Source organism: Saccharothrix sp. NBAS 001 (assembly GCF_056640475.1).
In genome coordinates this window covers 4,078,937-4,095,475 of record NZ_CM153251.1, presented here as the reverse complement: position 1 = coordinate 4,095,475, position 16,539 = coordinate 4,078,937, and the positions used below count along the sequence as shown (strand labels likewise).

Annotated in this window: 12 protein-coding genes; 7 read left to right on the top strand and 5 right to left on the bottom strand. The window is 72.8% G+C overall.

Annotation, left to right across the window (positions count from 1 at the left end):
- Positions 1–12 precede the first annotated feature (12 nt).
- A complete protein-coding gene (locus tag AC0HI0_RS17005; protein ID WP_480933345.1) occupies positions 13–3,525 on the bottom strand; it encodes an AfsR/SARP family transcriptional regulator in 3,513 nt (1,170 codons plus the stop codon).
- Positions 3,526–3,992: 467 nt separating this feature from the next.
- Between AC0HI0_RS17005 and AC0HI0_RS17000 the strand changes: the two genes are divergently transcribed.
- The 3 genes from AC0HI0_RS17000 to AC0HI0_RS16990 are packed head-to-tail and all read left to right on the top strand — an operon-like array spanning position 3,993 to position 6,948.
- A complete protein-coding gene (locus AC0HI0_RS17000) occupies positions 3,993–5,546 on the top strand; it encodes a PP2C family protein-serine/threonine phosphatase (RefSeq protein ID WP_480933344.1) in 1,554 nt (517 codons plus the stop codon).
- Complete coding sequence (locus AC0HI0_RS16995; protein ID WP_480933343.1) at positions 5,543–6,592, top strand: cobalamin B12-binding domain-containing protein; 1,050 nt, start codon at positions 5,543–5,545, stop codon at positions 6,590–6,592. The genes AC0HI0_RS17000 and AC0HI0_RS16995 overlap by 4 nt, the downstream gene beginning before the upstream one ends.
- Entirely contained in the window at positions 6,589–6,948 is a 360-nt protein-coding gene (locus AC0HI0_RS16990; protein WP_480933342.1) for an STAS domain-containing protein, read from the top strand. The genes AC0HI0_RS16995 and AC0HI0_RS16990 overlap by 4 nt, the downstream gene beginning before the upstream one ends.
- A gap of 78 nt (positions 6,949–7,026) precedes the next feature.
- On the opposite strand, the gene AC0HI0_RS16985 is transcribed toward AC0HI0_RS16990, so the two are convergent.
- The gene (locus AC0HI0_RS16985) at positions 7,027–7,899 is read right to left on the bottom strand and encodes a LysR family transcriptional regulator (RefSeq protein WP_480933341.1); all 873 of its coding nucleotides are present in this window, start codon (positions 7,897–7,899) and stop codon (positions 7,027–7,029) included.
- A 105-nt stretch (positions 7,900–8,004) separates the two neighbouring features.
- Between AC0HI0_RS16985 and AC0HI0_RS16980 the strand changes: the two genes are divergently transcribed.
- Positions 8,005–8,730 carry an SDR family NAD(P)-dependent oxidoreductase gene (locus tag AC0HI0_RS16980; RefSeq protein WP_480933340.1) on the top strand — a complete coding sequence of 242 codons (726 nt, stop codon included), beginning with the start codon at positions 8,005–8,007 and terminating at the stop codon, positions 8,728–8,730.
- A 523-nt stretch (positions 8,731–9,253) separates the two neighbouring features.
- Here AC0HI0_RS16980 and AC0HI0_RS16975 read toward each other — a convergent pair.
- Entirely contained in the window at positions 9,254–9,976 is a 723-nt protein-coding gene (locus AC0HI0_RS16975) for an amidase family protein (protein ID WP_480933339.1), read from the bottom strand.
- Positions 9,977–10,541: 565 nt separating this feature from the next.
- Between AC0HI0_RS16975 and AC0HI0_RS16970 the strand changes: the two genes are divergently transcribed.
- Both AC0HI0_RS16970 and AC0HI0_RS16965 read left to right on the top strand, forming a co-directional pair.
- Positions 10,542–11,057 (top strand): hypothetical protein, encoded by a 516-nt coding sequence (locus tag AC0HI0_RS16970; protein ID WP_480933338.1) that lies wholly within the window; start codon positions 10,542–10,544, stop codon positions 11,055–11,057.
- Positions 11,058–11,200: 143 nt separating this feature from the next.
- A complete protein-coding gene (locus tag AC0HI0_RS16965) occupies positions 11,201–13,984 on the top strand; it encodes an IPT/TIG domain-containing protein (RefSeq protein ID WP_480933337.1) in 2,784 nt (927 codons plus the stop codon).
- Positions 13,985–14,263: 279 nt separating this feature from the next.
- On the opposite strand, the gene AC0HI0_RS16960 is transcribed toward AC0HI0_RS16965, so the two are convergent.
- Both AC0HI0_RS16960 and AC0HI0_RS16955 read right to left on the bottom strand, forming a co-directional pair.
- A complete protein-coding gene (locus AC0HI0_RS16960; RefSeq protein WP_480933336.1) occupies positions 14,264–14,911 on the bottom strand; it encodes a transcriptional regulator in 648 nt (215 codons plus the stop codon).
- Positions 14,908–15,303, bottom strand: coding sequence for a DNA-binding protein (locus AC0HI0_RS16955; protein WP_480933335.1), 396 nt, complete (start codon positions 15,301–15,303; stop codon positions 14,908–14,910). Before AC0HI0_RS16955 ends, AC0HI0_RS16960 begins: the two co-directional genes overlap by 4 nt.
- 164 nt (positions 15,304–15,467) lie before the next feature.
- On the opposite strand from AC0HI0_RS16955, the gene AC0HI0_RS16950 reads away from it, so the two are divergent.
- Positions 15,468–16,523: a PEP/pyruvate-binding domain-containing protein gene (locus AC0HI0_RS16950; protein WP_480933334.1), complete on the top strand. Its 1,056-nt coding sequence runs from the start codon at positions 15,468–15,470 to the stop codon at positions 16,521–16,523.
- The last annotated feature ends 16 nt before the right edge of the window (positions 16,524–16,539 follow it).

Genomic DNA, 16,539 nt, shown 5'->3' with positions numbered 1-16,539 from the left:
AGAGGACTTCCCTCACGGCCACCAGCGCCGCGCGTCGGCGATCGCCGACGCGAGGCCGTCGGGAAACCCGGGCCCGGCGAGTTCGGCCAACCTCGGGGCCGCCTTGTCCAACAGCGCAAGACACGTCGTCCGACTGACCGACCGCATCGTGCGGCGAAGCAGCACGACCAGATCCGGGCCTTGCAGGACCGCTGCGGCGCGGGTCACCACCGCGACCAGCAACCCCCGGTCGCGGCTCGGTGCCGCGGCCGCGGCCCGTGCGAGCAGGGCGGCGGAGCCGAGGACGGGCACCAGGCCGGTGAGCGCCCGCGTCCGGGCCTCCTCGGGAAGGAGTTCGGCGGCGGAAAGCGCCACCTCCACCTCGGCGGCGGTCAGACCCGGCGCGGCAGAAGCCAGCGCGCGCGCCCTGCGGAACGGGTCGTCGATCGCCAGGATCTCGGTGAGCGTGCGGTCGGGGGGCGGGGGAGGGCTGTGTCCCACGGCGGTGGTGCGCTCGTAGGGCAGCGCGTACCCGGCCAGCACCCCGGCACGGGTCCGGCGACCGGCCGCCGCGGAGGCGTCGTCGTCGGGGGCGGGGGAGGTGGCGATGGTGCGGGCGGCGGTCAGCGCGGCGGCGAGCACCGGCGGCCGTTCGCCGACGGGCAGCCGGGCCGCGACCGCCGTCAGCAGGACGGCCCGCGCGTCGAGGTCGGAGATCCGGGCCGCGCCGGCGAGCACCTCGGCCAGTTCGTCGTCGGAACAGGTCGGGACGAGGGCGACGAGTTCGTCGACCCGCGCGGGTTCGCCGCCGTCCGCCGTGGCGCGCCTCAGCAGAGCACCGACGTGCGGCCGGGGCACCTCGCGCGGCGGGGTGGTCCGGCCTGCGGCGGACACCGCGTCATCGACGAGATCACCGGGCAGTTCCGGCAGGATGCGCCGGACGGCCTCCGCGCGGTCGTGCTCACCGGCGACGGAGGTCGCCGAGTCCAGCGCGTCCTGGAGCAGCCTCCGCCTGGCCTGCCCGTCCAGGCGTCGCGCGATCGCCGCCTGCGCGGCGGCACGCCACCCGCCGTGCCGCACCCGGGAGGCGATCGACACCGCGTCGGCCACGTCCGTCAGGTGCGGCGCGATCCGGGTTAGCACGTCGCCGGTGATGTGGGTGACGGGATCACGGGCAGCGGCCAGCGCCCACGCGACCGCCGACGGGCGGAGGCCGTCCGGCAGGAGCGGCACCAGTGCGGCGAGCAGCAGCGCCCTGGCCGGCGGCGCGTGCAGCCTGCGGGCGTGCGCGACCGCCCGGGCCGGCGTCCACATCCCGGCCCGCACCAGGGCGACCACCAGGTCGGCCGGGATGTTCGCGGTGAGGCTGGTGATCGAGGAGACCGCGAGTGCGCACCGCACCTCGCCCACCAGCGTCGGCACGGACCGGCCCGCCGCCAGCGCCTCGTCGGTGCCACGTGCGAGGTGCGCCCGCAGGGCGGCGATGTCGGCGAGGTAGTCGTCGACGGCGTCGACGTGCTCGTGGGCGGCGAACCACAGGTTGCCGGTCCGGTCCTCCGCGGTGAGCAGCCGGCGGAGTTCCTCGACCCGCCCGGCGTCGAGCAGGTGCCCCGCCAGGTGCCGCACCGGGTATCCCGACCCCGCCGTCAGCAGGTCGTGGTCGGCGGCCAGTCGCGGCAACCCGGCGTCGAGCCCGCCGAACCTGCCGAGGTGGTGGTCCACGATCCGGTGCCGTGCGGTCGCCGCCGCCGCACCGAGGGTCTCGCTCCACTGCCAGTCCTCCTCGGACCCGAGGTCGTCCAGCGGGCGGCCGTTCAGGAACTCCCGCAGGCTGGTGTGGTGGACGGCGAACCTGCGGGCCGTCGACCCCGAGCGCTCCACGGCGAGGAACGGCCGAAGGGTGCTGTGGCACCAGCGGCGGACCGCGTTCTCGTCGGCGTCGGCCGCCAGCGCGAGGTCGGCGGCGTCGAGCGGCTCCTCGATCACGGCGACCGCGCCCAAGAGCCGCAGCAGCCCGGCGTCCCAGGCCGGGCTCCGGCTCCAGCGGTCCACGGTGTCGGTGTAGTAGCGGGACAGGCCCGACGGCAGGGTCGCCAGGTCCCGCACGTCGCGAATCCCGTTCCGCAGTTCCTCGACGGCGTAGCGCAGGTACACCCAGACGCCCTGGCACCGGTTCGACAGCGCGGCGACGACCCCGTCGTCGGTCAGCTCCGGCGGCAGCACCGCGCGCAGGTGCGCCTCGACGTCCAGGCGGTTGCGCGGATCGTCGGCCGCCAGCCGCACTACGGCCGAGTTGCCGCCTGCGCGCGGCGGCGGGTGGCCGGTCCGGTAGGTGCCCACCACGAACACCCCGTCCGGCAGCACGAACGGCAGTCCCCACGGCTGCCCGTCGATCTCGGCCTCGTCCGCCCCGTCGACGACCAACACCAACGGGCCGCCCGCCGCCCGCGCCCGTTCGGCCGCCGCGCGAAGCACCACGTCGAACCCCTCCGGGGTGAACGCCCACTCCGGCACCATCGCGCCCGGCGCGATGTCCGCCAGGGTCCACCGCCGCACCAACTGGCCGACCAGGTTCTGCAACCCGACCCGCACCGTCGCGCCCCGGCTCACCCCGGCGAAGTGCCCCACCCACCCCCGCTCCCGCACCAGGAACGCCGCCAACGCCGTCTTCCCCACCCCGGCGTCCCCCGCGACCCAGACGTAGCCGCCGGGCATCCCGGCCAGCCGCTCGTCGATCTCCGCGAGCACCCACGCCCGCCCGGTGAACCCCTCGCTCAACACCCGGTCCGTCACCTGCCGGTGCTCCCGGACGGCGTTCTCCACCGACACCGCAGCGGGGCCCGCCGGCACGGGGGTGGGCGTCTGGCCCGGAAACGCGACCACGGCCTGGCGGCCGGGCGGGGAGGACTGGCGGGCGCGGGCAAGCGTGCCCGCAGAGGGTTCGGCGCCGTAGACCTGGCGCATCAGGGTGGTGAGGCGGTCGGTCCAGGCGGGGACGGCGATGTGGCGGCCGAGCGCGGACAGGGCGCGGACGCCGAGGAGCAGGAACTCGTCGGTCGGGTGGTGCTCGACCAGGACGTGCAACTCCTCCAGCACCCGGTCGGCGTGGCCGTTGTCCAGCAAGGCTTGCAGGTGGTGCTCTTTGAGCGCCCGGTGCCGGGTGGCCATGTCCTCGCGGCGGCGGTCGGCCCAGTCGCCGCCGAGGCCGGCCAGCGGGGTACCCCGCCACAGCGCGAACGCCTCCTCGAACCGGTCCGGGTCGCGGGTCTGCCGGGCCGCCTCGGCCAACGCCAGGAACCGGTGGTAGTCCACCAGCATCGGGTCGATGGCGAGCACGTAGAACCCGGGACGTGACCTGCCGTCCAGCCAGGCGCCGTCGCCGCCCGCGTGGGTCAGGGCAACGCGTATGTGCTTGGCGTAGGCGCGGATGGTGGACGCGGGTTGCTTGGCCTGCCTGCGTTCCGGGTTGTCGGGCGACCACAGGCAGTCGATCAGGCTGCCGACGCTCACCGGTTTGCCCGGGGACAGGGCCAACACGGCCAGCATGCACTCCTGCGTCCGTGTTTTCAGCCTGTGTTCGCCCTGGTCACCGCGAATCCCGACACCGTCCAACAGCCGGATCTCCACCCGCGCCCTCCCCGAAGGCTCGACCTGTCCGGAGTGTGACAGGCGGTCGGCCCGGGGAATCCGTAGCAAAGCGGGCTTGCACCCGTTGGACGCGAGTCGAGGGGCGAACCTCCCCGTCACCCCGGCCGACGATCTCGCCGATGCCGGTCCGGGACGGTGCCTGACCTGCCCTGACAACGTTGTCTCCGGGTCCGGCGGGGGTGCGGAGATCGACCGCGAGTGCGGTGTCCACGACCAGGCACTACCATTGTTGTCGTCACACAACCAAAGTTTTGTGAGGTGGAGGGCCCCGACACGGGCGTCCGTGCATTTTGGTGGAGACCGATCACGCAGTCCGGCAGGACGTCCCGGCGGACATGGGTTGGCACGGTGCCCCCTATCCCGGGGTGGTCGTTTCCGGCGACACGGTGAGCGCGGTCAACACCGCGGCCAGACGGTTGCTCCCGGGAGTCCTCCCCGGTACGTCGCTGCGCGAGGGGTCCGCCTGGCTGGCGGACGCGCACGACGGGCTCACCGTCGGGGATCGCGGACCGGCGACCGGCACGATCGGGCAGCGCAGCTTCGAGGCGCACCCGGCCGTCCACGCCGACGGCTCGGTGACCTGGTGGCTGGTCGACCACACCGACGTCGACCTGGCGCGGGAGCAGCTGCGCGTCGAACGCGAGCGCACCGCCCTGCTGAGCAAGGTCTCCTCCGCCCTGCTGACCTCGCTCAACCCGGACCGGTGCCGGCAGCTCACCGCGCAACTGGCCGCCGACCACCTCGCCGACGCCGCCCTGGTCATCGCGCCCGGCAGCGGCCGGGAGTTCCCGGTGACCCGGTGCACCCGGGGCGGGACCCCGGTGCACGACCGGCTCGCGATCGACCCCGACGAGGTGGCGGGCCTGGCCGAGGCGTTGCAGGGCTTCCCGCCGGTGCCGTCGCGGTGGATCGATCCCGGGTCCGCGCCCGACTGGCTGGTCACCGAGGAGTTCGGCGAGATCGGGTCGATCGTGGTGACCCCGCTGCCCGGCCACGGCGTGCCCGCCGGCGCGCTGGTGCTGCTGCGCCGCAGCCGGCACCAGGCCTACACCGAGGACGAAGAGGTGTTCGCCCGGCTGTTCGCCGCGCGCGCCGGCTCCGCGATGTCCGCCGCCCGGCTGTTCGCCGCGCAGGCGTCGATCACCGACATCCTGACGCGCGACCTGCTGCCGCCCGTGCTGCGCCAGGTCGACGGCGTCGAGTTCGCGGGCCGCTACCGCGCCGCGTCGGACACCGAGCGGGTCGGCGGCGACTTCTACGACGTCCACCCGGTGGGCGTCGAGGCCGACGACCTGCTGGCGGTGCTCGGCGACGTGTGCGGCAAGGGGTTGGAAGCGGCGGTGATGACGGGCAAGGTGCGCGGCGTCGTGCAGGCGCTGCTGCCCATGTCCGACGACCACTCCCGGGTGTTGTCGCTGCTCAACGACGCGCTGCTGAGCAGGCACTCCACCCGCTTCGTCACCCTCGTGCTGGCGTCGGTGGCCCGCTCCGCCGCCGGGGTGCGCCTGCGGCTGACCTCCGGCGGGCACCTGCCGCCGCTGGTCGTGCGGGCCAACGGCGTGGTGGAGGAGGTGCCCACGTCGGGCACGCTGATCGGGGTGCTGCCCGACATCTCGTCGACCACCGCCGAGGTCGTGCTCGCGCCCGGCGAGACCTGCCTGCTCTACACCGACGGCATCACCGAGGCCGTGGGCGGACCGCTGGGCGGTGAGATGTTCGGCGAGGAGCGGCTGCGCACCGTGCTGGCCTCGTGCGCGGGGATGCCCGCCGAGGCCGTCGCCGAGCACGTGCACATGGTCGCCGCCGAGTGGCTCGGGGACGGCGGCCACGACGACATCGCGCTGCTCGCGATCACCGCCCCGCGCGGACGGCACCTGACCGCCGTCGGGGGGCACGGCCGGGGGCGGTACACCACGTGACGGCTACCAGGGACCTGGCCCGGGAGGCCGGCGACGCGCTCTGGGACGCCGTCGTCAGGGGCGACGACCACGCCGCCGGGCACGTCGTGCGCAGCGCCTTGGACGACGGGCTGGACCCGGAGTCGGTGCTGCTCGACGTGATCGGCGGCGTGCAGCGCAAGGTCGGCGCGGAGTGGGCGGCCGACCGGCTCACCGTCGCCCAGGAGCACGCCGCCACGGCGATCAACGAACGGGTCATCGCGCAGCTGAGCGCGGCGGTCCGGTACCCCCGGCCGCACCGGGCGCGGATCGCGGTGGCCTGCGTGGACGGCGAGTGGCACGCGCTGCCCGCCCGGCTGCTGGCGGAAGTGCTGGCGCTGCGCGGTTTCCGCGTCGACTACCTCGGGGCGCAGATCCCCACCCCGCACCTGATCACCCACCTGCACACCACCGGTCCCGAGGCGGTGGCGCTGTCCGGCTCGCTCGCGCCGAGGCTGCCCACCGCGCACGCGACCATCACCGCCTGCCAGGCCGCCGGGACGCCGGTGCTGGTCGGCGGCAGCGCGTTCGGCCGCGACGGCCGCTACGCCCGCCTGCTGGGCGCGGACCTCTGGGCGCCCGACGCCCGAACGGCGGCGGACCTGCTGGCCGGGGGAACGCCGATCCGCAGGCGGGACGCCCACCAGCCGATCGACGACCTGCCCCACCTGGCCGACCAGGAGTACACCCTGGTCACGCGCTCCGCGACCCGGTTGGTGCGGTCCGTGCACGCGGGCCTGGACGGGGCGGATCCCGGGTCCGGCCACACCCCCGAGGACTTGGCGCACGTCGTCGACTACCTGGGCACCGCGCTCTACACCGACGACCCCTCGCTGCTGACGGGCTACCTGACGTGGACCGCCGACATCCTGGCCGTGCGCGGCGCGCCCACCGGTTTCCTCGGACCGGCGCTCGACCTGCTGGCCACCGAACTGCGCGACTTCCCGCGCGCCACCCGCCTGCTCCGCGAAGCCCGAACCGCGATCGCCCGAACAACTCCCGAGACCGAGCCAGGACCCGCCGCATGACCACAGCGAAGAACCTGACCTGCACCCTCGTCTCCGCCGACACCGACCGCGCGGACGTGGACGTGTCCGGAGACCTCGTCTACGACTCGGGCGCGGAACTCCTGGACGTGGTGGGGCAGGTGCTCACCTCGCACCACCCGGCGGTGATCGCGGTGGACTGCTCGAACCTGACCTACTGCGACTCGCACGGCCTGTCGCTGCTCCTGGCCACCCGCCGCGCCGCGACGGCCGCCGGCGCGACCCTCCGCCTGGACAACCGTCCCGCCTTCCTCGACCGCCTGCTCCAGCGCACCAACACCTACCACCACCTCACCGCCGCCACCACGTCCGGCCGGGAACAACAGCCCAGGTCCTGACCCCTGACGACCTGCGGCCGACCCCACCCGCGACCCGTCACACCGCGATCCCGGCCTGCGCGACCTCGCTGACCGCCCCTAAGCGGCCGGGTTCCCGGAGGAGACCGTCGGCTGGAGGTGTGTCGCCGTGCGGACGAGGCCGGCGACGCCCTGTGATCTGCTGTGCGGCGGCCAGGCGATGACGGTCGTGACGGCCGGCGCGTCCGGCACCGGCACGATGGCGTGATCGTCGCGCAACCGGGCTCGGAGCGACTCGGGCATGACCGCGCAGGCCCGCCCGAGCATGATCAGCTGGGTCAACTGGGTGTGGTCGCGGACCTGCGGGCCGGGGCCGTCCGGATAGCTCCCGTCCGGTCGGGGCCAGCGCGGCAGGGGCAGGTCGGTCAGGGCGGCGACCTCCGCCATCGACACGTGGGACCGGTCGGCGAAGGGGTGCCCCGCGGGCAGGACCACGACCTGCTGTTCGGTGTGCAGGTCTTCGGTGTCGAATCCGGCCACCGTGTCGTAGGGCCGTTGGAGCAGGGCGACGTCGGCACGTCCGTTGCGCAGCAGGCGTTCCGACTCGCCGGGCCCGCACAGCACCACCTCGACGGCGACAGCGCCGGGCGCGGCGGCGTAGGCGTCCAGCAGCTTCGACAGCAGCTCGCTCGACGCCCCGGCTTTGGTGGCCAGCACGACACCGGGCCGGTCGGCGGCGGCGCGGCGGGTGCGGTGCTCGGCGGCTTCGACCGCTTCGAGGGCGAGCCGGGCCTCCCGCAGGAGCACCGACCCGGCCTCGGTCAACGTGATCGCGCGCGCGGCGCGGTGCAGCAGCACGACCCCGAGCCGCCGTTCCAGCTGCTGGATCGCCCGCGAGAGCGGTGGTTGCGCCATCGCGAGCCGTTGCGCCGCCCGCCCGAAGTGCAACTCCTCGGCGACGGCGACGAAGTACCGCAACTCCCGCGTCTCCACCACGTCATGGTAGCCGGCGCCTACCACGACCAATACCCGTGCGGTATCGCCGCCCACCCGATCGGTCTTGGACGTGCCACCCGGGTCGGCAACATGATCGACGGCATGAGTGGACGGACGATCGCGCTGGTGACCGGTGCGAACAAAGGAATCGGATACGAGATCGCGGCGGGCCTGGGTGCGCTCGGCTGGCGGATCGGGGTGGGCGCGAGGGATCGCCGACGACGCGACACCGCAGTGGCGGAGTTGCGCGCGGCCGGGACCGACGCGTTCGGCGTGCCGCTCGACGTGGACGACGACGCCGGCGTCGCGGCTGCGGCGGAGCTGATCGCCGACCACGCCGGAGGGCTCGACGTCCTGGTCAACAATGCCGCGATCACCGGCGATCTGCCGCAGACGTCCACCACGGTCGACCCCGCGACGGTGCGGGCTGTCGTGGAGACCAACGTGATCGGCGTCATCCGGGTCACCAACGCGATGCTGCCCATGCTGCGCCGCTCGGCGTCACCGCGAATCGTCAACATGTCCAGCAGCGTGGGCTCGCTCGCCGTGCAGACCACGCCCGGCGTCGACCTGGGCCCGGTTCCCACCGCGTACGCGGCGTCGAAGACCTTCCTCAACGCCATCACCGTCCAGTACGTCAAGGAATTGGGCGACACCAACATCCTGGTCAACTCCGGCTGCCCCGGTTTCACCGCCACCGACCTCAACGGCTTCCGGGGCGTCCGCACCCCACAACAGGGTGCGGCGATCGCGATCCGCCTCGCGACCCTGCCCGACGACGGACCGACCGGTGGTTTCTTCGACGACGCCGGAGTCGTGCCGTGGTGACGGGCACCCCGGTACCTCCGACGCCGTCGAGCCGCTCGACGTCCGTGTCCGCCGCCGAGGCCGAATGTGCCCGTGTGGCGGGGGTTTTGCGTCGGGTCGGCGGGTAGTCGGCAGGTAGCGGGGGCTTTGCGGGCGTGGGTGGCCTGCTCGTAGGCGTAGGCGTAGCCGAGGAGGTGGGCGTCGGTGAAGCGGGTGCCGATGAAGGACAGGCCCAGGGGCAGGCCGTTGCGGGTGTGCCCGGCCGGGACGGTGATGTGGGGGTAGCCGCCGGCGGAGGTGTTGCGGGTCGAGGTGGCGAAGGGGATCGCGCCGGGGCCTGGTGTTCGAGGGTGGGGGTGGGCGCGGTAGGTGGGGGCGGTGATGTCGCCGTCGGTCCGGTCGGCGAGTTCGAACAGGTCCCGGCCGGACTTGGCCGGTTCGACGTCGGCGTGCTGCTCGCCGTAGTCGATCAGGCCGGTCAGGTCCTGGGGGTGGGTGCCGGGGGTGGCGGCGAGGTAGGCGTTGAGGTCGTGCTTGAACTCGGTCAGGGCCGCCGGCAGCAGGTGGTTCGCGGCCATGTCGTCGGTGCTCGGGACGTCGGCACCTTCCACCACGGTGGCACCGAGGTCGCGGAGCTGGGCCACGGCGGCGTCGAAGACCCGGTCGATGTCGGGGTCCGGGCCGGTGTGCCCTTGCACCAGACGCCGATTCGCTTGCCGCGCAACGTATCGCGGGTGAGCACGCCGCGCGGGTCGGCGGGCAGCGCGCCGGCGGCGGGGGAGGTGTCGGGGTCGGCGGCGTGCATCGCCCAGAGCGTGAGCGCGGCGTCGGTGACGTTGCGGGCGATGTGCCCGGGGGTGTCGTGGCGCGAGGTGATGGGTACGACGCCGCTGCGGCTCACCACGCCCAGCGAGGGGCGGATGCCCACGGTGGAGTTGGCGGCGGCCGGGCACAGCATCGAGCCGTCGGTGTCGGTGTCGGTGGTCACCACGGCCAGGCTCGCGGCGGCTGCGGCGGCCGAGCCGCTGGACGAGCCGCACGGGCTGCGGTCGAGCACGTTGGGGTTGCGGGTCTGGCCGCCGGTCGCGCTCCAGCCCGCGAGGGCGTCGGAGCCCCGGAAGTTCGACCAGATCGACAGGTTCGCCTTGCCCAGCACCACCGCGCCGGCCTCCCGCAGGCGTGACACGAGGAACGCGTCCCGCGCGGGTTTCGACCCGGCGAGCGCGGTGGAGCCCGCCGTGGTCGGCTGCCGGTCGTTCGGGTTCACGGTCTCGATGCGCCGCAGGAAACCCCGTCCATCCCGTTCCGCAGGTCGACCAGGCAGAGCGCCGCGACGCCCACCACCACAGCGGATACCGACTTCCTCGCCGTCGACCGCACCCGAACCCCTCCACTTCCCGGACCCGCGGTCCCCGTCCACGACGGCGCATCACACAGGTTCCTTCGTCTACAAGGGAATCTAGGATCGGTCCACCGCCACGGCGATCCGGTTGACGCCCGGTCCCCGGCAGCGCCGGCACCACCCCGACCCGGGGTGCACGGGCATCCGCGCGCCGGTGTGGTCGAGTAAGCAGTTCCCGTCCGCTGGGGATCGCGCGAATTCGCGCGACCGGCGCGGGTGTCCACCGCAGTTTGCGGGTTGATCGCGGGCCGGCCCTGGCCAGGTGAATTGGTTCGCCGGCGGATGGCTGGCCGCGGAATCGAAGCTGGTCCTCGTGCCTACTCTGAGTTGTTCCACGTGCGGTGCCGAAGACCTGGATGGCGGGTTTCCGGGTGGGTCTTTCGTGATAGGAATCTACCGTCACCTCCCATCGTGATCGAAGGAGCGTGTGATGCGAAGATTCGTTGTCCTTGCGGTGGTTTCGTCCGTGGTGGCGGGGTTTTTCGCGGCACCTGCCGCTGCCGCCGACCCGGGCGGTGTGATTTGCACCGGCACGCAAACCGTCACCTATTCGCCCGGGATCGTTCTCCAGCCGTCGGTTCAGACCATCCACTTCTCGCACGTCCTCGCCCCCTGCGCGTCCACCGCCGTACCGGGGTTGACCGCAGGGCTCAGCGCGGGGACGGCCACCAGGTCCGCGTCGTGCCTCGACCTGGTCGAGTCCGACAGCGCTGTGCTCACGTTCCAGTGGAACACCGGTGAGAGCAGCGTTTTCACCTACAACCGGACGGTCACCACGGTCGGCGGCTCGACGGTGGTCACCCTCACCGGCTCCGTCACCTCCGGGTTGTTCGCGGGTGCCACGGCGGTGATGGTCGTGACCGGGCCCGCCGTCAACCTGCTCGACTGCCTGCAGGCACCCGGATTGACCAGCCGGCCGGGCGTGATCACCCTCGCCATCACCTGACGCACGGCCGTCCCGCTTCTCCCGAAATCGCGCGGGATCCGGTAGTCCGTCGGAACCGGGGCCGTCATGATGACGGCGTCTCACCTTTTCCGGGTCACTCGTCCGCAGGCGGGATTGTGCCCGCACATTGCGGTTTCACTCGCGTGTTCGAATTTCGCGGTTGTGTCCATGCATCCTGTCGTGCCGCGCAGGGGTCGGGGCAGGCGTGGACTTTCCCAGAGGAAGGCCGTATGAACACAACACTTTTACCGGTGCCGCGCGGACAAAGCGGAAGACTTCGCGGTACCGCCCTGGCGGTGGGTGCCTCGCTGGTGGCGGCAGGTCTGCTCGCCGCGAGCGCCCAGCAGGCCAACGCAGCGGTCGAACGGCATCCGTTCGTCTACGTCGCCAACAGCGGCTCGAACACGCTGACCGCCTACGACGCGGCCACGTCCGCAGTGGTCGGGACGATCGTCGTCGGCGCGACTCCGCTGGAGGTCGCGGCGACCCCGGACGGCGATTTCCTCTACGTCACCAGGAACGGCGGCGGGGTCGCGGTGGTCGACACGGCCGCGGCGAGCGTCGTGACCACCATCCCGGTCGGGGCCAGTCCCCTCGGTATCGCGATCGCACCGGACGGGTCCCGCGCCGTGGTCGCCAACACCGGCTCCAACACGGTGTCGGTGATCGACACCGCCACCAACGCGGTGACCGCGACCGTCGGGGTCGGCTCCATCCCGGTCACCGTCGCGATCACGCCCGACAGCGCCAAGGCCTACGTGGCCAACCTGGGTGCGGGCACCGTCTCCGTGGTCGACCTCGCGACGGCGACGGTCACCGCCACCTCCACCGTCGGCGGGCCTTCCGACCAGATCACCGGAATTGCCATCGCCCCGAACGGCACCACCGCCTACGTCGCCCGCTACGGCTCCGCGTCCGTCGCCGTGATCGACACCGCGACCAACACGCTGACCACGACCGTCGCCGTCGGGGCGATCCCGTCGGGCGTGGTCGTCAGCCCCGACAGCAGCCGCGCCTACGTCGCGAACATCGGCCCGGACACGGTGTCGGTGGTCGACACGGCCACCAACACCGTCGCCGCCACCATCGCCGTGGGCAGCAACGTGAGCCGGGTGGCCGTCACCGCCGACGGCGGGACCCTATACGCGGCCAACAACGGCGCGGCGTCGGTGTCCCGGATCGACACGGCCACCAACACCGTCACCGCCACCTTCGGCGTCGGCTCCGGGCCCTTCGGCCTGACCACCGCGAACGTGGTCCAGCCCAGGGTCACCGCGCTCAGCCCGGCCACCGGCCCGCCCTCGGGCGGCACGGCCGTCACGATCACCGGCACCAGCCTGGCCCACGCGACCTCGGTGAAGTTCGGCACGACGAACGCCGTGTTCACGGTGGTCGACGACACCACGATCACCGCGACCGCCCCCGCGCACGCGACCGGCGCGGTCGACGTCGTCGTCACCGCCCCGACCGGCACGAGCACGACCTCGGCCGCCGACCGGTTCACCTACCTCGACCCCGCGCCGGTGATCACCGGCGTCACCCCGGCGGCCGGCCCCTCGACCGGCGGCACCCTCGTCACGATCACCGGCACCAACTTCACCGGCACCACGGCGGTGGCCTTCGGTGCCACCCCGGCCGCCTCGTTCACCGTCGTCGACGACTCGACGGTCACCGCGACCGCGCCCGCCGGCACGCCGGGCGCGGTCGACCTCACCGTCACCACCGCAGGCGGCACCAGCTCCGTCACCACCGCCGACCGCTACACCTACGTCGCCGCGCCGGTCGTCACCGCCGTGGCCCCGTCCGGCGGCCCGACCGCGGGCGGCACCGCCGTCACCATCACCGGAACCGGGTTCACCGCCGCCACGGCGGTGCGATTCGGCACAACCGCCGCGACGTCGTACACCGTCGTCGGTCCGACCTCGATCACCGCGGTCGCCCCGGCCCACGCCGTCGGGCCCGTCGACGTCACCGTGACCACGGTCGGCGGCACCAGCGCGACATCGACCGCCGACCGGTACACCTACGCCGACGCGGACGTGTCGGTCACAGTGGCGGACTCCGCCGACCCGGTCGCCCTGGGCGCGGCCCCCTACACCTACACCGTCACCGCGGCCAACGCCGGGCCCAGCGCCGCCACCGGCGTCACGGTGTCCACCACCCTCGGCGGCACCGCCGCGACGCTCGACTCCGCCTCGGCGTCGCAGGGTTCCTGCACCGTCAGCGGCCTCACCGCGACCTGCGCCCTCGGGACCGTGGCCGCCTCCGGCTCGGCGAGCGCCACCATCACCGTCACCCCGTCGACGACCGGCACCGTCACCGCGACCGCGACCGCGTCGGCCACCGAGCCGGACCCCGTGTCCGGCAACAACACCGACGCCGAGTCCACCACGGTGAACAACGCCCTCGGCTGCACCGTCGTCGGCACCCCCGGCAACGACACCCTCAACGGCACCAACGGTTCCGACGTGATCTGCGGCCTCGGCGGCAACGACACCATCAACGGCGGCAACGGCAACGACACCATCTACGGCGGTGCCGGCGACGACACGATCGACGGGGGCAACGGCGACGACACGGTGTACGCCGGTGCCGGGAACGACTCCATCGGCGGCGGCAACGGCGCGGACTACCTCTACGGCGAGGCCGGTGACGACACCAACTACGGCGAAACCCTGCTCGGTTCGCTGCTGTTCCTGTTCGACAACGGCAACGACCACATCTACGGCGGGCCGGGCAACGACGACCTCGACGGACAGAACGGCAACGACGTCCTGGTCGACCACGACGGCACCGACACGATGAGCGGCTCGCTCGGCAACGACAGCATCGACGTCCAGGACGGCATCGGCGGAGACACCGCCAACGGCGGCCTCGGCACCGACACCTGCACCGTCGACAGCACGGACACCACCACCGGCTGCTGACCCGGTCCACACGGCGGTGCGCGGACGACCTGTCCGCGCACCGCCGCACAGTCTCTGCGGGCACGTCCGGATGCGGCTCACTCGTGCCGAGGTTCGGTTGCCGGAGCGGCATGGCCGACGAGCGGGCTTCGGCGGGAACCACCGTCCTGAGCAGAGCGAACGGTCCGATGGCGGCGTCGAGGGGAGTCGGGGAGAGCGGTGGAGGCGCAGCGGTCCGGCGTTGGTGAAGCCGCTGACCGTGGGCGAAGGCCGTGGGTGCGGTGGTTCGCCCAGAGATCGTTACGGCGCAGCGGTGTTCTCGGTGCCCCGGTCGATGCCGAGGGTGGCGATGAGGTCTTCGTGGAGTTGGAACCACACGCGGTGGCAGGAGTCGATGTTCGTCTTGTCGATCCAGTCGTGGTGTCCGTCCTGTGCCCGTCGCAGGGCTGTCGCGAAACGGGTGTCGTAGCCGGCGAACCTGGCCAACACCCCTGCGAGACGGGCGACGAGTGCGGGCAGAGCGTTGTCGAGTGCGGTGAGTTCGGTCAGGACGCGCCCGTCCCAGGCGGTGTCGACGTGGTCGTTGGACGCGAACCTGTCCTGGCCGGTTGGTCTGATCTGCCAGTCGGTGACCGCGCGGAGCAGTCGGGCGTTGAGCGGGAGGAAGTCGCGGTAGACGGCCGCGATCCGGTTCTCCGGGTCGGCACCGTCGCGTTCGACCGCGAGCCGGCGCTCGTTCTCGATCTTGCCGGAATCGGTGAGCGACCAGCCGCCGAGGTCGGCGAACTCGACGTGCTGCACCCAATTCCGGCGTTCCGCCTCGCGCAGCACGCGCAGGGCCTCGTCCGGGCCGGTCCGGGCGCGTTCGGCGACCTCGGCGGTGTTCGCGAAGCCGAGGAGTCGGACCGCGTGCAGGATGAGCAGCTCCGAGGCTGACCGGTGGGTCACGACCGCTTGTCCTGCCGCGCGCTCAGGCGGTTGACGTACTGCTGGCACGCCTGGGGGGAGTGGAAGCCCATGGCCTCCGCGATCTGCGTCCACGTCAGACCCTCGCCCCGGGCCGTGAAGATCAGCCCGATCTCGACTCCCTCGACCTCCGCCCGTGCCGCCGGGAGCAGCGTCAGCGCGCTCAGGAGGTCGTCGCGGGTGAGTTCCGCCGACCGCCAGAGCGCGTACTGCGTGAGGTCGACCGCTGTCGGTGGCACGGGAGCAGGTCGCCACGGACGCGGCTCCAACCGGCCGGCCCCCAGCTCCACGAGTCGGTCCTGCGCCTCGCGCTCACGTTGGCCCTGCGCCTGATCGGCGCTCGGGGCCCGGTCGAAGTCGTGCTTGCGCTCCATACCGCCCACCCTGCTACCTTCAACACAATGTTGTCAACGTTTTGTTGATGGGCGGCGTGGTGCTGACAAGACTCTCCGACGCGAATCCGTCGAGCTGCGGAGGCAAGGCGGCAACGCTCGGGGCGCTTCTTCGCGATGGCCTGCCGGTGCCTGACGGTGTCGTCGTGACCTCAGACGGCGAACAGCACACCGACTCCGGGCAAGCGCTCCGCACGGCGGTGGCCCGTGAACTCGAACGGCTGGGCGACCCCGTGGTGGCGGTGCGCTCGTCGGCCGCGAACGAGGACACGGCACAGGCTTCCGCTGCGGGCCAGTACGAGAGCGTCATCGGCGTTCGGGGAGCCGACGACGTGTGCGAGGCCATAGCGGTGTGCCGGGCGTCCGCCCGCGCGGCACGAGTGGCCGACTACTGGAACCGGACCGGCGGCAGCACTCGACGCTCCACTCCCGACATGGCGGTGCTCGTGCAGCGCGTGATCGAGGCCGAGGTGTCGGGCGTCATGTTCACCCCCCAGCAGCCGGGAGGTCCGACCCGCATCGAGGCGTCCTGGGGTCTGGGCATCGCCGTCGTGAGCGGAACCGTCACTCCCGACGCCTACGAGGTCGCACCGGACGGCTCCATCGGGTGCACGATCGGCGGGAAGGCGATCCGCGTCGACCTGGACCACGAGCGTCGCGGTGTCGTCACGAGCGTCGTCGCGGAAGCAGCGCGAACCGCGCGGACCCTGGACGACGACACGGCAACCACCCTCGCGAGGCTGGGAAGCCGGATCGCCGCCACGCTCGACGGCCCGCAGGACATCGAATGGGCGGTCGCGGCCGGCGAGTGGTGGATCCTGCAATCCCGCCCCATCACGGCCTCGCTCCCGGCGATCCCCGTTCCCGACGCGGTCGCGCCGTCCCGGGCGTTGAAAGGGATCCCCGGTTCCCACGGGAACGTGACCGCGACGGCGCGCATCGTGCGCGGCCCGTCGGACTTCCGGACCGTCCGCCGTGGCGAGGTCGTGATCTGCCGGTACACCGACCCGTCCTGGACGCCGCTGTTCACCATCGCCTCCGGTGTCGTCACCGAGACGGGCGGAGCCCTCTCCCATGCCGCGATCGTCGCCCGGGAGTACGGGATCCCCGCCGTGCTCGGTGTCGCGGACGCCGCGACCTCCATCCGGAACGGCGACCGGATCACCCTCGACGGAACAGCCGGGACCGTCACCGTCCTCTGAACCCGACCGAACGACC

Excerpts from the sequence above, each read along its gene's own strand:
- AC0HI0_RS17005 (WP_480933345.1), bottom strand. The coding sequence starts at position 3,525 with ATGCTGGCCGTGTTGGCCCTGTCCCCGGGCAAACCGGTGAGCGTCGGC.
- AC0HI0_RS16990 (WP_480933342.1), top strand. The coding sequence starts at position 6,589 with ATGACCACAGCGAAGAACCTGACCTGCACCCTCGTCTCCGCCGACACC.
- AC0HI0_RS16980 (WP_480933340.1), top strand. The coding sequence starts at position 8,005 with ATGAGTGGACGGACGATCGCGCTGGTGACCGGTGCGAACAAAGGAATC.
- AC0HI0_RS16970 (WP_480933338.1), top strand. The coding sequence starts at position 10,542 with ATGCGAAGATTCGTTGTCCTTGCGGTGGTTTCGTCCGTGGTGGCGGGG.
- AC0HI0_RS16955 (WP_480933335.1), bottom strand. The coding sequence starts at position 15,303 with ATGGAGCGCAAGCACGACTTCGACCGGGCCCCGAGCGCCGATCAGGCG.